Source organism: Thalassospira sp. NFXS8 (assembly GCF_040148805.1).
Classification (GTDB): Bacteria; Pseudomonadota; Alphaproteobacteria; order Rhodospirillales; family Thalassospiraceae; genus Thalassospira.
In genome coordinates this window covers 345,745-362,926 of sequence record NZ_JAGEMF010000005.1, presented here as the reverse complement: position 1 = coordinate 362,926, position 17,182 = coordinate 345,745, and the positions used below count along the sequence as shown (strand labels likewise).

General features: G+C 52.0%; 10 protein-coding genes. 6 read left to right on the top strand and 4 right to left on the bottom strand.

The genetic code is table 11. The features are described 5' to 3' along the window. From J4E05_RS21885 to J4E05_RS21860, 6 genes are all read left to right on the top strand, one after another. On the top strand, window positions 1–2,642 hold a 2,642-nt coding region (locus J4E05_RS21885), incomplete at its 5' end, for a beta strand repeat-containing protein (protein ID WP_349600166.1). Window positions 2,643–2,699: 57 nt separating this feature from the next. Then, entirely contained in the window at window positions 2,700–2,996 is a 297-nt protein-coding gene (locus J4E05_RS21880; protein ID WP_085591292.1) for a DUF3467 domain-containing protein, read from the top strand. Window positions 2,997–3,074: 78 nt separating this feature from the next. Beyond that, window positions 3,075–4,943 (top strand): efflux RND transporter periplasmic adaptor subunit, encoded by a 1,869-nt coding sequence (locus J4E05_RS21875; protein ID WP_349600164.1) that lies wholly within the window; start codon window positions 3,075–3,077, stop codon window positions 4,941–4,943. Continuing rightward, window positions 4,940–7,132, top strand: coding sequence for a biotin/lipoyl-binding protein (locus J4E05_RS21870; RefSeq protein ID WP_349600162.1), 2,193 nt, complete (start codon window positions 4,940–4,942; stop codon window positions 7,130–7,132). The genes J4E05_RS21875 and J4E05_RS21870 overlap by 4 nt, the downstream gene beginning before the upstream one ends. Then, complete coding sequence (locus J4E05_RS21865; RefSeq protein ID WP_349600159.1) at window positions 7,129–8,058, top strand: efflux RND transporter periplasmic adaptor subunit; 930 nt, start codon at window positions 7,129–7,131, stop codon at window positions 8,056–8,058. Before J4E05_RS21870 ends, J4E05_RS21865 begins: the two co-directional genes overlap by 4 nt. 31 nt (window positions 8,059–8,089) lie before the next feature. Continuing rightward, the gene (locus J4E05_RS21860; protein ID WP_349600157.1) at window positions 8,090–9,502 is read left to right on the top strand and encodes a TolC family protein; all 1,413 of its coding nucleotides are present in this window, start codon (window positions 8,090–8,092) and stop codon (window positions 9,500–9,502) included. A gap of 94 nt (window positions 9,503–9,596) precedes the next feature. Here the strand turns inward: J4E05_RS21860 and J4E05_RS21855 are convergent, their stop codons facing one another. Genes J4E05_RS21855 through wecB form a run of 4 tightly spaced genes read right to left on the bottom strand, consistent with a single transcriptional unit; the run spans window position 9,597 to window position 16,952 of the window. Then, on the bottom strand, window positions 9,597–10,463 hold the full coding sequence (locus J4E05_RS21855; RefSeq protein WP_349600154.1) for a DUF4434 domain-containing protein: 867 nt from the start codon (window positions 10,461–10,463) through the stop codon (window positions 9,597–9,599). Then, complete coding sequence (locus J4E05_RS21850) at window positions 10,463–13,618, bottom strand: NfrA family protein (RefSeq protein WP_349600151.1); 3,156 nt, start codon at window positions 13,616–13,618, stop codon at window positions 10,463–10,465. Before J4E05_RS21850 ends, J4E05_RS21855 begins: the two co-directional genes overlap by 1 nt. A gap of 11 nt (window positions 13,619–13,629) precedes the next feature. Continuing rightward, window positions 13,630–15,804 carry a glycosyl transferase family protein gene (locus J4E05_RS21845; RefSeq protein ID WP_349600148.1) on the bottom strand — a complete coding sequence of 725 codons (2,175 nt, stop codon included), beginning with the start codon at window positions 15,802–15,804 and terminating at the stop codon, window positions 13,630–13,632. Next, complete coding sequence (gene wecB, locus J4E05_RS21840; protein ID WP_349600145.1) at window positions 15,801–16,952, bottom strand: non-hydrolyzing UDP-N-acetylglucosamine 2-epimerase; 1,152 nt, start codon at window positions 16,950–16,952, stop codon at window positions 15,801–15,803. The genes J4E05_RS21845 and wecB overlap by 4 nt, the downstream gene beginning before the upstream one ends. Between the last annotated feature and the right edge of the window lie 230 nt (window positions 16,953–17,182).

The following is a 17,182-nucleotide window of genomic DNA, read 5'->3' as shown; positions in this document are numbered from 1 at the left end:
CGGGCGATGACATTATTCTGGGCGGTATTGGTCAGGATACGATTTCGACCGGCTATGGCACCGACATTATCATTGGTGACCTAGGTATTGTCATTCCGGTTGGCAGTGCAGGCCCGGATGTGATTGCACGCAATGGCACCATCGGTTTGACCAATAACAACGACACCATCACCACAAGTGACGGTAACAAGATCGTGCTGGGTGGTTCTGGCAATGATATGATCACGATTGGTACAGGCACCGGCAATGGTGCAGGCAATACCAACTATATCTCGGGCGATCTTGCCGAACTGAAACGTGATGCCGATGGCAAGCTTGTCAGCTTTGAAACGGTTGAAGAAAACGTTGGTGGTGATGATACCATCACGACCGGTACGGGTGCAGGGATCGACTTTATTCTTGGTGGTGTTGGACAGGACACTATTGCCAGCGGCAATGGTAACGACACTATTCTGGGTGACCTTGGTATTGTTATTCCGGTCGGGAATGCTGGCCCGGATGTGATTGCGCGGAACGGTAATATTGGTACAGATACCGACGACATTATTGATGCCGGAAATGGCGATAATGTTGTGTTCGGCGGGTCGGGTAACGACACAATCACTACGGGCAGCGGCGTAGATTATATTTCGGGCGATCTTGCCGAATTGAAACGCGATATCAACGGCACGCTGGTCAGTTTTGAAACTGTTGAAGAAGCCATTGGCGGCAACGACTTTGTCACAGCCGGGGCCGGTGATGACATGATCCTGGGCGGGATTGGCCAGGATAGCATCTTTGGCAATGCCGATAATGACACCATTCTGGGTGACCTTGGCATTATTGTACCGATGGGCAGTGCGGGCGCAGATGTGATTGCACGTCATGGCAATATCGGGACCAATACCGATGACATTATTGATGCCGGGAATGGCAACAACGTGGTGTTTGGTGGTTCGGGAAGTGACACCATCACGACCGGTACCGGTAGCGATTATATCGCCGGGGACCTTGCCGAACTGACACGCAAGGCTGATGGCACCCTTGTGATGTTTGAAACTGTTGAAGAAACCATTGGCGGTGCCGACATTATTAATGCCGGGGCTGGCAACGATGCGATCTTTGGTGGTCAGGGTGGCGATACGATTTCGGCAGGTGCCGGGGATGACGTTGTTCTGGGGGATGCCGGTTATCTCAAGCTGGACAATTCGGAAATCTATGTGATTGCCGAAAAGAAAAACTGGGATCTTGGCACGCATTATACCCTTGAAACCCGTAATCAGGCAGTCGGCGGGGATGACACTATCCATGGCAACGAAGGCAATGACATTCTGATTGGCGGTTCGTTTGATGATTATCTTGATGGTGATGCCGGTAATGATGCCATCATCGGTGATCAGGGTGGCGCCACCTATCGGGACGTTACTGACCGTCTTGAAATTCATACCAAAGAGCTGCTTGCCGAAAATAACGGCAATGACATCCTTTATGGTGATGAGGGCAATGACGAGCTGATCGGCGGGGCCTATGAAGATAGCCTGTTTGGTGGTGTGGACGACGACATCCTGATTGGTGACGAAGGCGAAGTTTATTATGGCTTTGTCCCGCGTGAACAAGGGAAGGAATATCACGACAGCTTGCCGCGAATGGCACGCTCAACTGAGTCTTTCACCGGTCGTCAGGATACACTGGATTCAGGTTCGGGTGTCGACTTCATCCTTGGTGGTGAACAACCCAACTTTATTGTGGCTGACGCGGCCCTTGATCTGGTTCAGATTGAAAATGGCGAATTCCGGATAGACGAAACCCGTAATTCCAAAACCGAGTTCCCGGCCTTCCAGGGTGACCCGATTTTGCAGCCACAAGCAGCATATTTTGCCAGCATTGATGAACGCAGCCCGATCTTGCAATCGATCACCAGTACAACGTCGTCGGGCTCAGGTTCATCTTCGTCGCACAGCACATCGGCACCAGGCAGCTTCCTGACGGGTGCCGGAGCCTCCGGTTTTGCGGGCGTCTTGTCTGCGATCGGGCAAAGTGGTGGCGGTATCGGTGGCAATGGTGCCGGCTCGCTTTCGCTTGCTGGTGGCACGAATGCCATTTTGGGCGGGGTTGGGTCTGTTCATCAAACAAATGATGGCAGCATTGCCGGGTTCATTGAAGCCGCCACAATCCTGTCAACAAGCGATCAAAGCACGTTGTCATCGGCGAATGGTATCGGGAACAATGGCCTCGGTCTTTCGACACCTTCGGTTTCGTTCGGTGCCCAGGTTAATACGCCGCAAGGGGCCAATGACCTGCCTTCTGCAGGGCAAAATACCAACCCGGCTGGCCTGCAAGCGCCAGGTGCGCAAGGACCGGCGGGTAATGCCGCACCCGATGCGACCGGCGAAACCCCGGCCAATCCGCCAGCACAAGGAACTGACGGAAATGATGCCAGCGAGCAGGATGCCGAACCGCAAGATGGCGCGTTCCTGTGGCTGGATGAAAATGGCCGTTATGTAGATTTTGCCGCCCTGGCACCGTCAGGTGGCACCAGCCTTGTTTTTGATGCGGAATCCGGCCTGTGGCTGAATGATGCCGCAACAGACGAAGGCCCGGTTTTTGTACCGGAACTGGTTGAAAAGGCACCGGTTCTTTCGCTGGTAACCAAGGCCGCATAGCGTTGGCCTGAAAACCGCGATACCCCGTTTTAAGTTGAATATAAGGATTTACGAAGAATGGCTGAGAATACCAAATCGCAAACTGGCGTAACCACCGATACCGATCAGCGCAAGATCAATTGGGATGACGCCAACATGCGCAGCACCTATGCCAATGTGTCGAACGTTGCCAGCACGCGGGAAGAAGTCATGCTGCTGTTCGGGACCAGCCAGGTATGGAGCAGCTCGCAGGATGATGTTCGTGTTCAGCTGAGTGACCGTATCATCATGAGCCCGTTTGCGGCGAAACGCCTGAAGAAAATCCTCGACCATACGTTGGCCGAATATGAACGCGTATACGGAAAACTTGGCTAAGGCCAGGTTCGTCTGACTCTGTTTTGAGGGGAATGGAGATGACTTGCGGGGGACTTGATATCGGGGTTTGGGGGCGTTTTGACTAATCTACCCGGTAACCCGACGACAGGTGATGCTTCGGGATTTATATCCCCGGAACTATGGCGAAAACTGTCGTCAGCCCGGTCGTTTTCCGACCTGGCCGATGGCTGGATTGATTTGTGCCGGGCCAACCTGGAACTTGTTCTGGGGGTTGCACCTGTTGAAATCGTTGTTGCATTTAACAGTGCTGAAGGTGCCAACCGGCATTTTCGGGTCGCTGCCTATCGTGGTGCCGATGGCAAACCCGGCGCAACATTGACCCAGGTTGTTCAACGCAGCCTCGTTGTACGCAGTGGCGTTGCAACAACCAACCCAGATTTGGGGGTGGGGTATGTATCCAATGTCATTTTCGTTGATGATGACCTGAAAGGTGCGGTTGGTATTGTTTTACCAACCGCCGATACCGCACGTTTGAACCTGGCAATGCGGTGCCTGCAATGGAATGCTGCGTGGCTGGCGGGGTTCTGGCGCGGGGAACAATACCGTGATACCGCCGAGACGGTAGCCTTACGGTATGGTCAACACGCCAGTGCGGCCCTTCTGTCCTGCACCGATCTTGAGGCTGGTGCAACCAGTTGTGCCACCGTTATGGCCGATGATCTGGTTGCGAACCGTGTGACGATTGGTCTGGTTCAGGGGCGCAAGGTGCGCATTCTGGGGTCCTCTCATACGGCGATGGTTACCGCCAAAAGTGACCGTGTCCACCTGATTGTCGATGCCATGCGTGAAGCTGTGTATCAAAAGGGCCCGGTGCATTTTTCCGGTGCTGGCAGCAGCTCGCAAACCGCGACTGAAAGCCACGCAAAACTGGTTGAAGGGCGTGAAAAGGCCTGGGTTGGATCGTGGCCCGTGGTTTTGCCTGATCTGGCGGATGGCGTCGTCGTTGTTCAAATCGAATGCAATCTTGATCAATGCCTGCGGGTTCAGGCACTTGGTGGTGTTTTATCCGAATTAATAGCACCGGCATTTGGTTTGCAAATGGCGGCAGCGCGCAGTGGTTTGCACCGGTTTTATCGTCGGGTAAACCGGGCGATGGGCTGGGTTTTCGGGTTGCATCACACCCGGGTTAAGGCTGTCGGGGTGCTTGTTCTGGCCCTGTTCGTTGCAAGCCTGCTCATTCATATTCCGTATCGCGTTACAGCCGAAACCGAGGTCGAAGGATTGGTGCAGCGGGCTGTGCCCGCCCCGTTTGATGGTTTTATTGCCGAGGGACTGGTGCGTGCCGGGGATGTCGTGCAAAAAGGCGATGTTCTGGGACGTATGGAAACCCGTGAATTGCAGTTACACCGGTTTGAACTGCAAAGCTCGATTGTTGAAAGTCAGCGTAAAATTGAGGCAGCAACCGGCGAACGTGATTTGTCGGAAGCGCGTATTTTACGGTCGCGGATGCAACAGGCCATTTCCGAACTGGAATTGGTGAAAAGCCAGCTGGTTCGAACTGAATTGCAGGCGCCTTTTAGCGGATTTGTCATTGAAGGCGATCTTTCGCAAAAAATCGGATCGCCGGTGAAAGAGGGTGAGGTTCTTTTTGAACTCAGCCCGCTGAACCAGTACCGCCTGAAATTGAAAGTGAACGAAAAAGACATTCGGCACATCGCGGTCGGTCAGTCCGGGGTCTTGCTTCTTCATGCCCGCCCCAACAGTTTGAACGAAATTTCGGTCGAGCGGATATCCCCGATTTCTGAAGCCGGCGATGGCGAAAATTATTTCAATGTCGAAGCCTTGCTGGTTGAATCCACCCAGGACTTACAGCCAGGTATGCGTGGTGTCGCCAAGGTGGAAACCGAACCCCGGTCGGTTTTCTGGATTTATACTCATCCGCTGTGGGATTGGATGCGTCTTCGGCTTTGGCGGGTGATGCCATGAATGACATGCTCGCAGCCGATGCAACCCGCGATATGATGCCATCACCGATGGCACCGACCCAGCCTTCGCGCTGGGAAACACTGTCTGGTCTTAAGCCGATGGTGCGGGCGGATGTTTCGTTCTTTCGGCATGTTTATCATAATGTTGCGGCCTATATTGCCCATGACCGGCTTTCAAACCGGTATCATCGGTTAACAACGGCAGCACATGCCTTGTTGCGCCGGATGGACGGGGCAACACCGCTGGCCGATATTCGCCGCGATCTGGAAAAGAAAGGCGAGATCGAGGGCGACGATGCCGAGTTTGCCCAGATCGTTGATCAGCTTAAATCACTTGAATTGATTCGAACCGGCGAAGCCCCCAATCCGCGGGCACTGGAACAGCGGATGGTTCGCACCCGGCGCGCCAAGGCGATTGCACCGTTTAAAAATCCGCTTTATGTGCGCGTTCCATTATTCGATTTGACCCGTGTTCTTGATTATCTGGAACCGGCAATGCGCTGGGTTTTCAGCCCCGTTACGGCGTTCCTGTTTGTGATGCTGGTGGGGTCTGCCATTACTATGGCCGGTGTGCATTGGGAAACCCTGACTGAAGGGGGGCTGGACCAGTTCATCAGTGCAGAAAACCTTATGATTGTTTGGCTGGTTTATCCGGTTCTAAAGCTGGTACATGAATTTGGTCATGCTGTTGTGGTGCGTCATTACGGCGGTAATGTTCGCGAACTGGGCCTGATGTTTTTGCTGTTCGTGCCGGTTCCCTATGTCGATGCATCATCCAGCATCACGTTTCGCAGCAAATGGCACCGCGCGTTTGTTGACGGTGCGGGAATTCTGGTTGAGCTGTCGATGGCATCTATCGCGATGTTTGTCTGGGTGGCAGCGGAACCGGGTATTGTCCGGTCGGTTGCCCATAACGTTATGCTGATCAGCGGGATATCAACCTTGCTGTTCAATGGTAATCCCCTGCAACGTTTTGATAGCTATTATTTACTATGTGACCTGATCGAAATTCCAAATCTGGCGTTAAAATCTACCAAATATTACAGCTATCTGATCAAGCGATATATCATTGGCCTTGATCGCGAATACGAATTTGAAGCGCTGCCATCCGAACGGCGGTGGTTTTTGTTTTATGCGCCTTTTTCGTTTGCCTATCGGTCCATGGTGCTGGTGACCATCGCCATTCATCTTGCCGAACGATATTTCTTTGTTGGTGCCATGCTGGGATGTTGGACCGTTTTTAACATGTTTGGGATGCCCGTTCTTAAAGGATCGGCCTTTTTGCTGACCAGTCCCAGCCTGTCAGGCAAACGGGCGCAATCGGTTTTTCGTGGTTTGTTGCTCGCGGGTGGGCTGGTTGCGCTGGCTTTTGTTCCCGTGCCTGACCGGGTTGTTGCGCAGGGTGTGGTTTGGTTGCCTGATGATGCCGCTGTGCGTGCGCGCACCAGTGGTTTTATTACTGCAATTCATCAACAAAGTGGTGCCCAGGTTCGTGCAGGCGATTTGTTGATGACCCTTGCCAACGAAAAACTGTTAACCGATCGCCGCAAGGTCCTGGCTGAAATAGATGCCTTAAAACAACAGCTTGATGCTGATAACGCAACTGATCAGGTGGCGGCATCGATTACCCGGCAGCGCATGGCAAATGCACAGGAACGTTTGGCAACGACCACGCGCGATATCGATGCGTTATCTGTTCGCGCGCCGCATGACGGTATTTATGAAGCAGGCATTGAAGAAGACCTGATCGGGCGTTTTTTACCCCGCGGTGGCGAGGCGGGTTATCTGGTAGAACCTGATATCGCGCCGGTCATCAAGGTGGCCGTCCCTGCGATTGATGGAGATCTGGTGCGCGAACGGCTTCGCGGCGTAGAGCTGCGGTTTGCCGGGCATCTGGACGATGTTATTCCCGGTACCGTCACATCATGGTCGCCAACAGCAACGCTAAAACTGCCCAGCCCGGTTTTGTCCCTTGAAGGGGGTGGGCCGTTTGCCTTGAAACCCGAAGCCAATTCCCGCCCGGAACTGGTGAACCCGGTTTTTGTGGCAACAGTTGCCTGCTGCGCCGGGTTGACCCCCGAAAATTACGGCGACCGTGCCCATGTCCGCTTTGATCTGGGCTGGGAACCTGTTGCCGTGCTGATTTACCGCGTTGTTCGGCGCAATTTCCTTAAGAGGTTCGAGGTTTGACATTTTCGTATAGACATAGTGCGCTTGTCGTTTTGGCGCTGTGCCTTGTGCTGGTGGGGGGACTGTCGCCTGTGTTTGCCCAGGCCGGGGCACCAACGCCAGCTGACCCTGATCCATTTGCGCAGTTACTTGAAAATGCCCGCCAGGGAAATGACACGGGCGATCAGCAAGTCGGCGCGGAACAGAACGTTTGTCAGGTGAGTGCCAGTGAACTGGTGGAATTGGCAAGCCCTGTGGACGGGGTTATTCATGCCATTCACGCTGGCCGTGGGCAAAGAGTAAAAAAAGGCGATCTGATTGCTGAATTGCAGGCCGAAGTTGAGAAAGCTCAGGTCAATTATGCGCAGGTTCGTGCGCAATCGCAAAGTTCGGTGGCAGCACGTAAACGGCAACTTGAATTTACGGAACGTCGCATCAAACGAACCGAAAAGTTACGGGCGGCAAAATTGATGACCCAGGAGGAAATCGATACCCTAGAAACCGACCGCGACAGTGCCCGGCTTGACTATGAGGCGGCCAAGGAAAATATCACGATTATGAAGGCGGAATTGGCCCTGTCGCGGGCGCAATTGGCAGACCGAATGATTAAAAGCCCGATTGATGGCGTTTTGATCGAAAAACTTTTGACAGTTGGCGAACAGGTTGACGGTAAGGCAATTGCCTTGATCGCCCAGCTTGATCCGCTTTTTGTTGAAGTTTCGCTGCCTGTTGCCAGGTTTGGCAAATATAAAAAAGGCGAAAAAGTCGTTGTTCATTTTGATGGGCCGAACCTGCCATCAAGCAAGGCTGAAATATCGCTCGTTGATCAGATTGTAGAACCTAAAAGCAAAACTTTTGGCATGCGTATCGTGTTGCCAAATCCGGATTTGGCCATTCCTGCCGGGATTGGCTGTCATATTGAATTCCTGTCACCAAAAATACAGTGATCAGGGGGATATTCCCGTGGGGAGCATGGTGATGAAAAAGAAAATTCTAGTGTCGGCGTGTGTGCTTGGCATTTCAGCATCAGGTATTGTCAGCAACGCAAAAGCTGAAGACCTTAATGCTGTTTACAAAATGGCAATGACAGAGAACCCCAATATTTCATTGGCTGAAGAACAGGTCAGTGAGGGCGCTGCCAATCAGGTCAACGCGTTTATGGGGTATTTGCCGCAGGTATCGGCAACGTTTGATCGTGAATGGGTCAAGCAACGCATTGACCGGTCAGATAACACCGTGTTTGCCCTGGGCAAGGGTAATTTTGATAATCGTCAGCGGACGTTTCAGCTACAGCAGCATATTTTCAGCTTTGAAACGATCATGAATATCGTCAGTTCCGATATGGGACGTATGCGCCTGAAAGAATCATTGGAAACGGCGAAACAGGATGTCGGTTACCAGGCGATCGAGGCTTATCTTAGCACGCTGGCAGCAGCAGACGATGCCCGCCTGGCCCGTATTGAGAATGCGTCGATGGCAGAACGCCAGGTTGATATTTTAACCCGGCAAAAGCAGGGCCTTGCAACTTCTTACGAGGCGGATCTGGTCGAAGCGCGCCTGGCCGAAGCCGAAGCCCGGGTTGTCGCCACCCGCACTTCGTATCAGCGCGCCTTTGCACAATTGCAGCGCCGGGTTGGTACGTTGCCCGCATCACTTGCGACATTGGCAAATAACGTGTCCTTGCCTAAACTTGATGAAACCGATGTTGATCATTGGCTGGAAGCGGCCCTTAAAAGCAGCCCGCGGGTAAGGGCGATGGATTATTCCATTGATGAACGCCGCGCCGCGCTGGCCGCCGATGTTGGCCAGGCCTTACCGACTTTTGATTTTATCTTTACCGATACAAGGCGTGATTCCGGTGGGTCGCTTTTTGGTGGTGGCAGCCTGACCCACGAAGGTGTGGCAATGCTTCGCCTGAATGTGCCGCTATTTAACCCCGGCGGTCGTGGTTACGAAGCGCTGGAAACCAGAAGTCAGGTAGACCAGGCACGCTATCAGCGGGCGATTTATTTACGTGAATTGCGTGAAACCGTGGCCAGCACCATTAACGAACTGGTGAATGGACCTGAACGTATCAGGGCGCTGGTAAAAGGCGTGCAGACGCACCGCCGAATTGTGGATGCCGTAAAGATCAAGTTCGATGCCGGTCAGTCAACCGTGCTCGATGTGCTTGACGAAGACGAAGATCTGTTTGCAATGGAACGCCGTGCGTTGGCGGCGATTTACAGCCACCTTCTTAATTATGCGCTGATCCACCAGGTAACCGGCACGCTGGGCGATGACCAGATCACATCTATCAACCAGTTGCTGGACCCGACCTTGCCCATGATCACGGCGGGTACTGATTTTAGCCAATATGATCATGATACGATGCCGATTTCGGTTCAGTAAAAATGCATCGCTGATTGCGGGACCAAAAACCACCCCCACAGTTTACCTGGCGGGGGTGGTTTTTGTTTTGTGTCATTGCTGTAGTGTCGCTTGGCTATTGCCTGCGCAATAGTGCACCCCATGGCAAATAGCGTAGTTCAAATACGGAAACCGGGTGGCATTTGGTATTTGACGCGTCTGGCGTGGTCGGCACTGCAGTAAATTTCCGGCTTGGTGCGCTGGTTTGTTTAAAGGCTTCCAGTACAATGCCAATGTTGCACGGCAGGGCTTCAAGATAGGCTTTTCTGGCTATTTGTGGCAGGGTCCGTGTACCGGTGCCATTTTGCGCCCAGACGTAAATATTGTTCTGGCGCAGGGAGCTTAACCATTTTGCATAGGCATCCGGGGTCAGTTTGCCGCCACTAAAACTGCTGACATGAAGGGGGGCGTCAAGGTGACCGGCCAGATCGCGCAATTGCTGGCTGATAATATCGCGTCTGGCTTTTTGCTGAAAATTCCAGTCATCAAGTTCCAACGGGACATACCAGCCTTTGGCATCAATGTGCCATTTGGTTCTAACGATGTTAGCCTGATGCAGCGATAAACCTAATTGATTTTCCAGATAAGGCTGGGTGCCTGCAGTGTCGAGTTCAGACAGGCGCGCATAATAGTCCGGGTCCATGTGCAGGCCGATAATTAGGGTCAGGCCATTTTCATTGGCTTGGCGTAATGTTGTCGCCAGCCAGCCATCGGCCCCGCCAAAATCGTTATCGCCATGTGATGTCCATTGCACAATTACGGTTTTGATCCCGTTTTTTACACTGTCTTGCCAGATTGTCTGCCACTGGGCAGGCGTGATGTTTTTATCTGTTTCAACAGGTTGGTAAAACATGGTTTCAGGCATGGAGGAGGCCTGTGCGGGCCGGGTATTTGCCAGGCTCACAATCAGGAAAATCGCAATTAGAGCCACAAGAACACGCATCAGAAATTCACCTCCAACCCGAATAAAATGCCATCAGCCCCTTCATAAAGGTTACCCCCCACCGATTTTTGTACTTCCAGTCGCGCATTAATGCGGGTGCGATAGGCATTGTATTTGTCATCATCGGTAAATAGTTGCCAGCGGATGCCAACACCTGTGCGTATGTCCTGGCGCCATGTATTGTTCGGGTCCTGGGCTGCGGCCTCGACAAAGCCATAGGGCATAAGAGTTTGCGCACTGGTCGTTGGCAGTTTAAAGCTGCGTCCCTGCTGGAAACGTGACAATGCCATATGGTTCCCCGAACGGGTCCACCATGACAGGTCAACATTCAAAAAACGTTCGTTCCAGCTATCATCATCAACATGCCAGTCATTGCGGTATTCATTTTGATCAAAAAAGGATGCTGTGGCGCGCAATATCAGGTCGTTGTCGCGTTTATGGTTGTTAGATGAATCGCTAATGCCGTCCATCAGTTTATCGAAATTCAGAAGGTCGCCTGTTTTGATGCCGGGCGCGCCACTTTTGTCTTGCCGTGTCTGGCTGTAAAGTTCGCTATAAAGATTCAGGTTATAATCGCCAAGCGGTTTGTAACGCAGACCAAGGCCGGTGCCTGCCGTTTGGCCATAACGGCTATGACCGTTTGCCCCGATAAGGATACGGCCATAAACCGACAATGTACTGCCATTTCGGATGGGTTCGTCGCCCAATGCATGATCCCATAATACGGTTTGTACATTTTGCGAAGCGGACCGGCGTTCGGTTGTGTTATTGGCCTGCGGAAATTCTGACACGCCGGCAGGAGACCAGGTACTGGCAACGGTCACACTGTCGCGGCGTTCCAGGGTTTCATGGGCGCGGCGCTGGCGATAGCGTCGTGCTTCCAGGCTGCCATAATCGTCGCCAAAGCTGACCGGGTATTGTTCAAGGTCAATTGCCTGTTCCAGCTGTTGGCGCGCACCGACATTGTTGATTGTTGCAACATAGCGGTTTGCCAGTGTTTCATGCAGTCGATAATCGTTGGGATAATCCTGAACGGCCTTTTCCAGATAGGGAATGGCTGTGTTCTGTTGTTCCGGGGTTTCAAGGCTGGCCAATCGTACGCCCAGATCAGCGTTAAAGCGGGTATTTTCCGGTTGCAGGGCGTTGGCCTTGCGCAGCCAGGCTGTGCTTTGGGCAAGATCACCTGCATTTTGCGCCGTTGCTGCCGCCGTATAATAGTTTTCCGGTGTTGGTTCGTTTTGCAGTGCCAGTTTCTGCCGTTGTAAGGCCAACTGTGGCTTTTTCCGTGCTTCGGCAATGGTTGCACCCAATGCCCAGTCATTGGCATGGGTAAGTTTGTTTGCCTGTAACCAAAAGCTTTCGGCCTGATTGGGTTGATTGGCTTCAAGGGCACTGCGTGCTGCTGTTAACAGTGCATTGTCCGACATTGATGTCGCAGGAATTTTGCGCCAAATCGCGAGCGCCTTTTCCGGGCTGCCACCGGCTTCAAGTGCGTAGGCTAGTGCAGGCAGGCTGTCCTGATCGCCAAGGTCGATGGCTTTTTGATAATAAATTGCGGCAATGCCGGGTGTGTTGTCCATGGCACACTGGCCCAGTGCGCGGAGTGCCCCTGAGGTCAGCGGGGTCTTATCTGCCGTTTGCTGAACAAGGTCGCAATATTTGCCAGTGGCAAGTTGTGCCAGCAACAGATCGCGCGTTTCACCATGGGTTTGTGCCAGTAATGTTTTAACGCGTGGCAAGTCCCCATCCGTAATGCTGCGCGCGTAAAACGAGGCCAGACGTTGTAATAATGTATGGGGGAGTTTGCCATTATACCGGTCATATGCCTGTTCCAGCAACTTTTGGGCATCGTTATCCCGATGTCCTTTCAGGGCAAGAAAACTGGCCTGATCCAGCGCGCCAAGGTCACCTGATTTGCGATATACTGCCAGCCAGTATTTTTCAGCGGTGCCATCGTCATGCAGATTTTGCAGGATTTCAGCCTGTAATTTCAGGTTGGCTATGGTTTGTGGTTGTTCTCCCAACCACGCAAGGGCCTGGTTTTGCTGCCCCTTGGCCCGCCACATGCTGATCAGGACGGAACGTCGCTGATCTTGCCATTTTGTTGGCAGGGATTGCGTTTTTAGCAAGTCAATTGCATCCAGGCGCTGGGCAAGTACAAGCCATGTTTCCGGGTTTTTCTGTGCGTCGCACCGGGAAAATTGTTTGTTTGCCAGTGCCTTGTTGTTACGTGAAAGCCATTCGACCGTTTCCAGGCAGGGACGGTCAAGGTTATTGCTGGTGGCCAGATACAAATCTGTATCACCTGTGGCTTTGGCAATTTCCCACAGTTTTTGCTGCTGGGCCGGGTCATCACGAACTGTTGGGGGCAAAGCCTGAAACCAGCGTTTGGCCATATTGATATTGCCAAGGGCGATAGCATGTTGCGCCATTGATAGCTGGGCCTGGACTATTGCATCCTGGCCGGGTGCCAATGGTAATAATGCTTTTAATCCGGCTTCATCTTGCAAGGCTGCATAGGCTGTTGCCAGCCGTTCCCAGTTTGCCGTGGATAGCTTTCCACTGGCTGCCATCGGTGAAAGTTCGGCAACAACAGTACGCCAGTCATTCAGTTTTTCGGCCCATACGGCCCGCTCCCGGCGCAAAGCCTCGACATCCTGTTCACCGCGTACGCTGTTAAGCCAGGCCAATGCTTTTTGTTCGCCATCGGGCTGTTTGGAAAGGACTGTTGCATATGCCCGCCATAGTTGTTCACGGTCCTCAACATTGACAGTACCAGCCAGCCAGTCTTTAACTTGTGCTGCGGGCGGTGGGTTTTGTGTAATCCATTTTATCCGTAATTCCTGCAACATGGATTGTTGCTGGATCGGATCAGTTAACTGGTTCGCGCTTTGTGCAGCCTGGGCAAAATGCCCCTGTTTAAGTTGCGCCTGTATAATCATGCGCCGCGCTTCATCGTTTTGAGGCACAAGATTTAACAAATGTGCCATCAGTTTCTCAACTTCAGGCCAATTTTCTTTCTGGGCTTCGTGATAAGCCCGGTCAAGATAGGGATAACTGCGAAAATCGGCGAATTTGTCGAGTGTGGCGCTATGCGCCGTCCCAATCGGATAAATTCCGGCAATAAGAAGGGGAACCAGTAACAGATGTTTCATCCGGTGGCGGATCACGCGGCCTCCGATGCAAATTTAAAAGCTTCATGTTGTTCGCGATATTGGTCCTGAAGGGCTTCCTGCAGACGTTCAGGTGTAATAATTCCGCGTTCAATCAGGTGTTGGCCCAGAGATTGTTTTTCAGGGTCATAATCAATCAGGGCTTGGTTAAACAGGGCCGCTGAAACAATACCGCGAACTTGCAACAGGTCGCCCAGCATAACCTGATGCTGGCAAATACGTTCCAGCCGGTCGGGGTCGTTGCTGTTTGCGCGGGCAAATTCCAGAACATATCTGGTTTCGTCATTCTGGTTGCGGTCACTATACCAGTGACGCAAGGCTAACGTTACACGTCCCTGGGGTGCCAATTGGCATTTAACCGGCTGTTTTAACTGTCGGCTGATCGCGCCAAGCGATACCTGGCTAATCGGACGCTCACATGCCAGCACAAGCGTGTCATTTTCGGTTTTTACAGGAATAACTGCATACCGCAGGGCCAGATACCTTGGGAAACTGGAAATAACCGAAGGAGCAATTGTAAAAGGATTTAAAGTATCCCACGGCATGGTGGCTTGTTCGGCCAGGGTTTCAACCAGTTGCGTACTATTGATCAGCCCGCGCACCAAAAGCTCCCTGCCCAAACGGCGGCGGTCAGGGCTGGTAATGGCGGCTTCAAGCTGCTCGGGCGATAGCAGGCCTTTTTGAACCAGACGTTGGCCAATGGGAACACGGATTGCGGCACCAAGAGTTGGAAATTCATGCGATGTTTTATCCCATGCAACCCGACGGGAATCCCCGGTTGCGACAACCTGGCGCAAGGCACGGACATTGGCGCAAAAGTTGATAATGTTGCTCCAGACGACGCGAGGAATGGACAAAATGCCCTGATGGAACCCGTAAAACCGTGTCACAAAAAAGCACCTTTGGAACAAACGGTTCAGCAACAAAATACCGTTACATAACAGCACGGTTTGCAAGACAGGGTCGTCGCCCAGAATAGACGGGAAATGCCACGCATCGGGCACAAGTGCAGTGACCAGCCACATGATCAGCGTGATTACCAGCAGGATATTAACCAGTAGCCCTAAAACGTTGGTCAAAAGCCCGCGACGGTCACGCCATAGAAAATAATTGATAATGCCTTTTGGGCTCCAGCCCAGATTACTGGTGCCTTGAAAGACAATCCCGGTAATCCAGCGTGATTTTTGCCGAACAGCATGCGCAAAGGACCGGGGGAAATGTTCGCGGACACAAATAACCTGTGTCGTGGTGCGGTTCATGCCTGGTATCCAACGGGTTTTCAGGGCGAGGTTGGCGTCAGATACTGAAAAGCGGGCAAAAATGCACACCATGCCTTTTTGTTTCAGCCGAAAACCAATGTCGTAATCTTCGGTTAAACTTTGTACATCAAATGCAATGCCGTCGCCGTCTTCAAGAAGAGCGGCAATGGCGCGACGGCTGAAACATGTGCCAACGCCGGCGCTGGGAACCTGGCCAGAAAGGGCTTCGCGCACGATAACGTCCTTACCGTGATATTCGGCGAATTCATCGGCATAATGGCCCGCAGTGAACCCCCACCATTCTGGCGGATAAGGGTAGACCGGCACCTGGATCAGGTCTTTTTTAGGTAAAAGATAGTTAAACAACCGCAGTTCAAGCGGTGAGATGACATCTTCTGCATCATGTAAAATGAAACCGGCAAACTGGATGCTGGCGTTGGCCTCGAAACTTAGAATGGCGTCGATAATATTGTTTAGGCAATCAGCCTTGCTGGTCGGGCCGGGGCGCACACAAACGACTTTGTGGACGTTTGGAAATTGCTGACATACCGCGTCGACATCGCGCTGGGTTTCCTGATCGTTGGGGTAAGTACCGACAAAAATCTGATAGTTTTCGTAATCAAGTGTTGCTGCAGCCAGCCGGGCCATCTCGCCAACAACGCCAACTTCGTTCCAGGCAGGAACCATTATCGCCAGCGGCTTTTCGGGAACACTGTAAAGCACCTTTTGATCGGCTCGTGCATGCTTGTCGTAGATGCGAAAGTATCTAAAGCAGGTTCGTGTCCAATAAACGACATCGATAAACAGGTCATCAATTCCAAGTAGAAAAATGGTGCCAGCTAGAATGATAACAACAAATTTCAGTGCGTAAAAAATATAGATCAGAGTATCAACCAATTCGAAGCTCATGCGCATTTATCCTGCGGTTGCAGTTGCTTCCATGTGCCTAGACAGTCGATAATCCGTTCGCAGGCGTGACCGTCCCCAAACGGACTATGGGGTATGCTAAACCGGTTATAATAGGCTGCGTCTTCGATCAGTCGTGACGTTTGGGAAATAATTTTATTCTTGTCTGTTCCGACCAGCATTGCCTGATCATCTGGTAAACCGGATGGGCGTTCCGTAACATTGCGCAAGACCAAAACCGGTTTACCCAGAGCCGGGGCTTCTTCCTGAACTCCGCCGGAATCAGTCAGGATTAAATAGGCCCGGTTCATCAGCCAGACAAAATGTCGATAATCTTGTGGGGCAATAAGCAGGATGTTGGTCTGGTTGCCCAACATTTGATGCACGACATCATGAACGCGCGGGTTCAGGTGAACAGGATAAACAAACTGAATGTCGGGATAGCGGGCGGCCAGTTCGTACAGAGCCTGGCATATCTGTTCAAACCCATGTCCAAGGCTTTCGCGGCGGTGACCGGTAATCAGGACCACCTTTTGTTCAGGATTAATTTTTGCCAGTTCCGACCCCTCGGACGGATGCCAGTTCGTTTCGGCGAGCCGGTCTTTCATCCATAATAAGGCATCAATGACGGTATTGCCGGTGACGACAATATGATCGGGGTTAATGCCTTCATTTATCAGGTTTTGCCGGGCTGTTTCGGTTGGTGGAAAATGCAGATCGGCCAGAACGCCGGTTAATCGCCGGTTGGCTTCTTCGGGCCAGGGGGATTGCAAATTTCCGGTACGTAAACCAGCCTCGATATGGGCAACAGGGATGTGACGATGAAAGGCGGCCAGGCAGGCAATGAAACTGGTTGTGGTGTCGCCGTGAACCAGAACAATGTCCGGGTTGTTTTGTGCGTAGGATGCGTCAAGTTTTTCCAGCAAATGCATAGAAAGACCATTGAGGGTTTGGTCCCTGGTCATAACATTCAGGTCTTCATCTACATGAAGCTCGAACGCATCAATCACGGATGCCAGCATCTCGCGATGTTGGCCTGTAGAGCAAATTCTTAAATCAATATCGGGATGGCGAAGTATCAGGCGGGCGAGTGGGGCCATCTTGATCGCTTCCGGGCGGGTGCCAAAAACCATCATGATTTTTAATTTCATTTGTCTCTCAATTATTGATTGCGACACTGTATTTTTTGCAATCATTGCAATTTCAGGAAGTATCGATGTTTGTATTTAAACCTGTGTTGATTCGTTAATTTGATACGGGCACCAAAATTGATTGGTTCAATTTAACGGGTTTAAATATTTATTGTTCCATGTTCGGCGAAATAATGGCGATAACCGACTTTAAATTGCCAAATTCTTGGCAACCTTAAGTTTGTATCGGT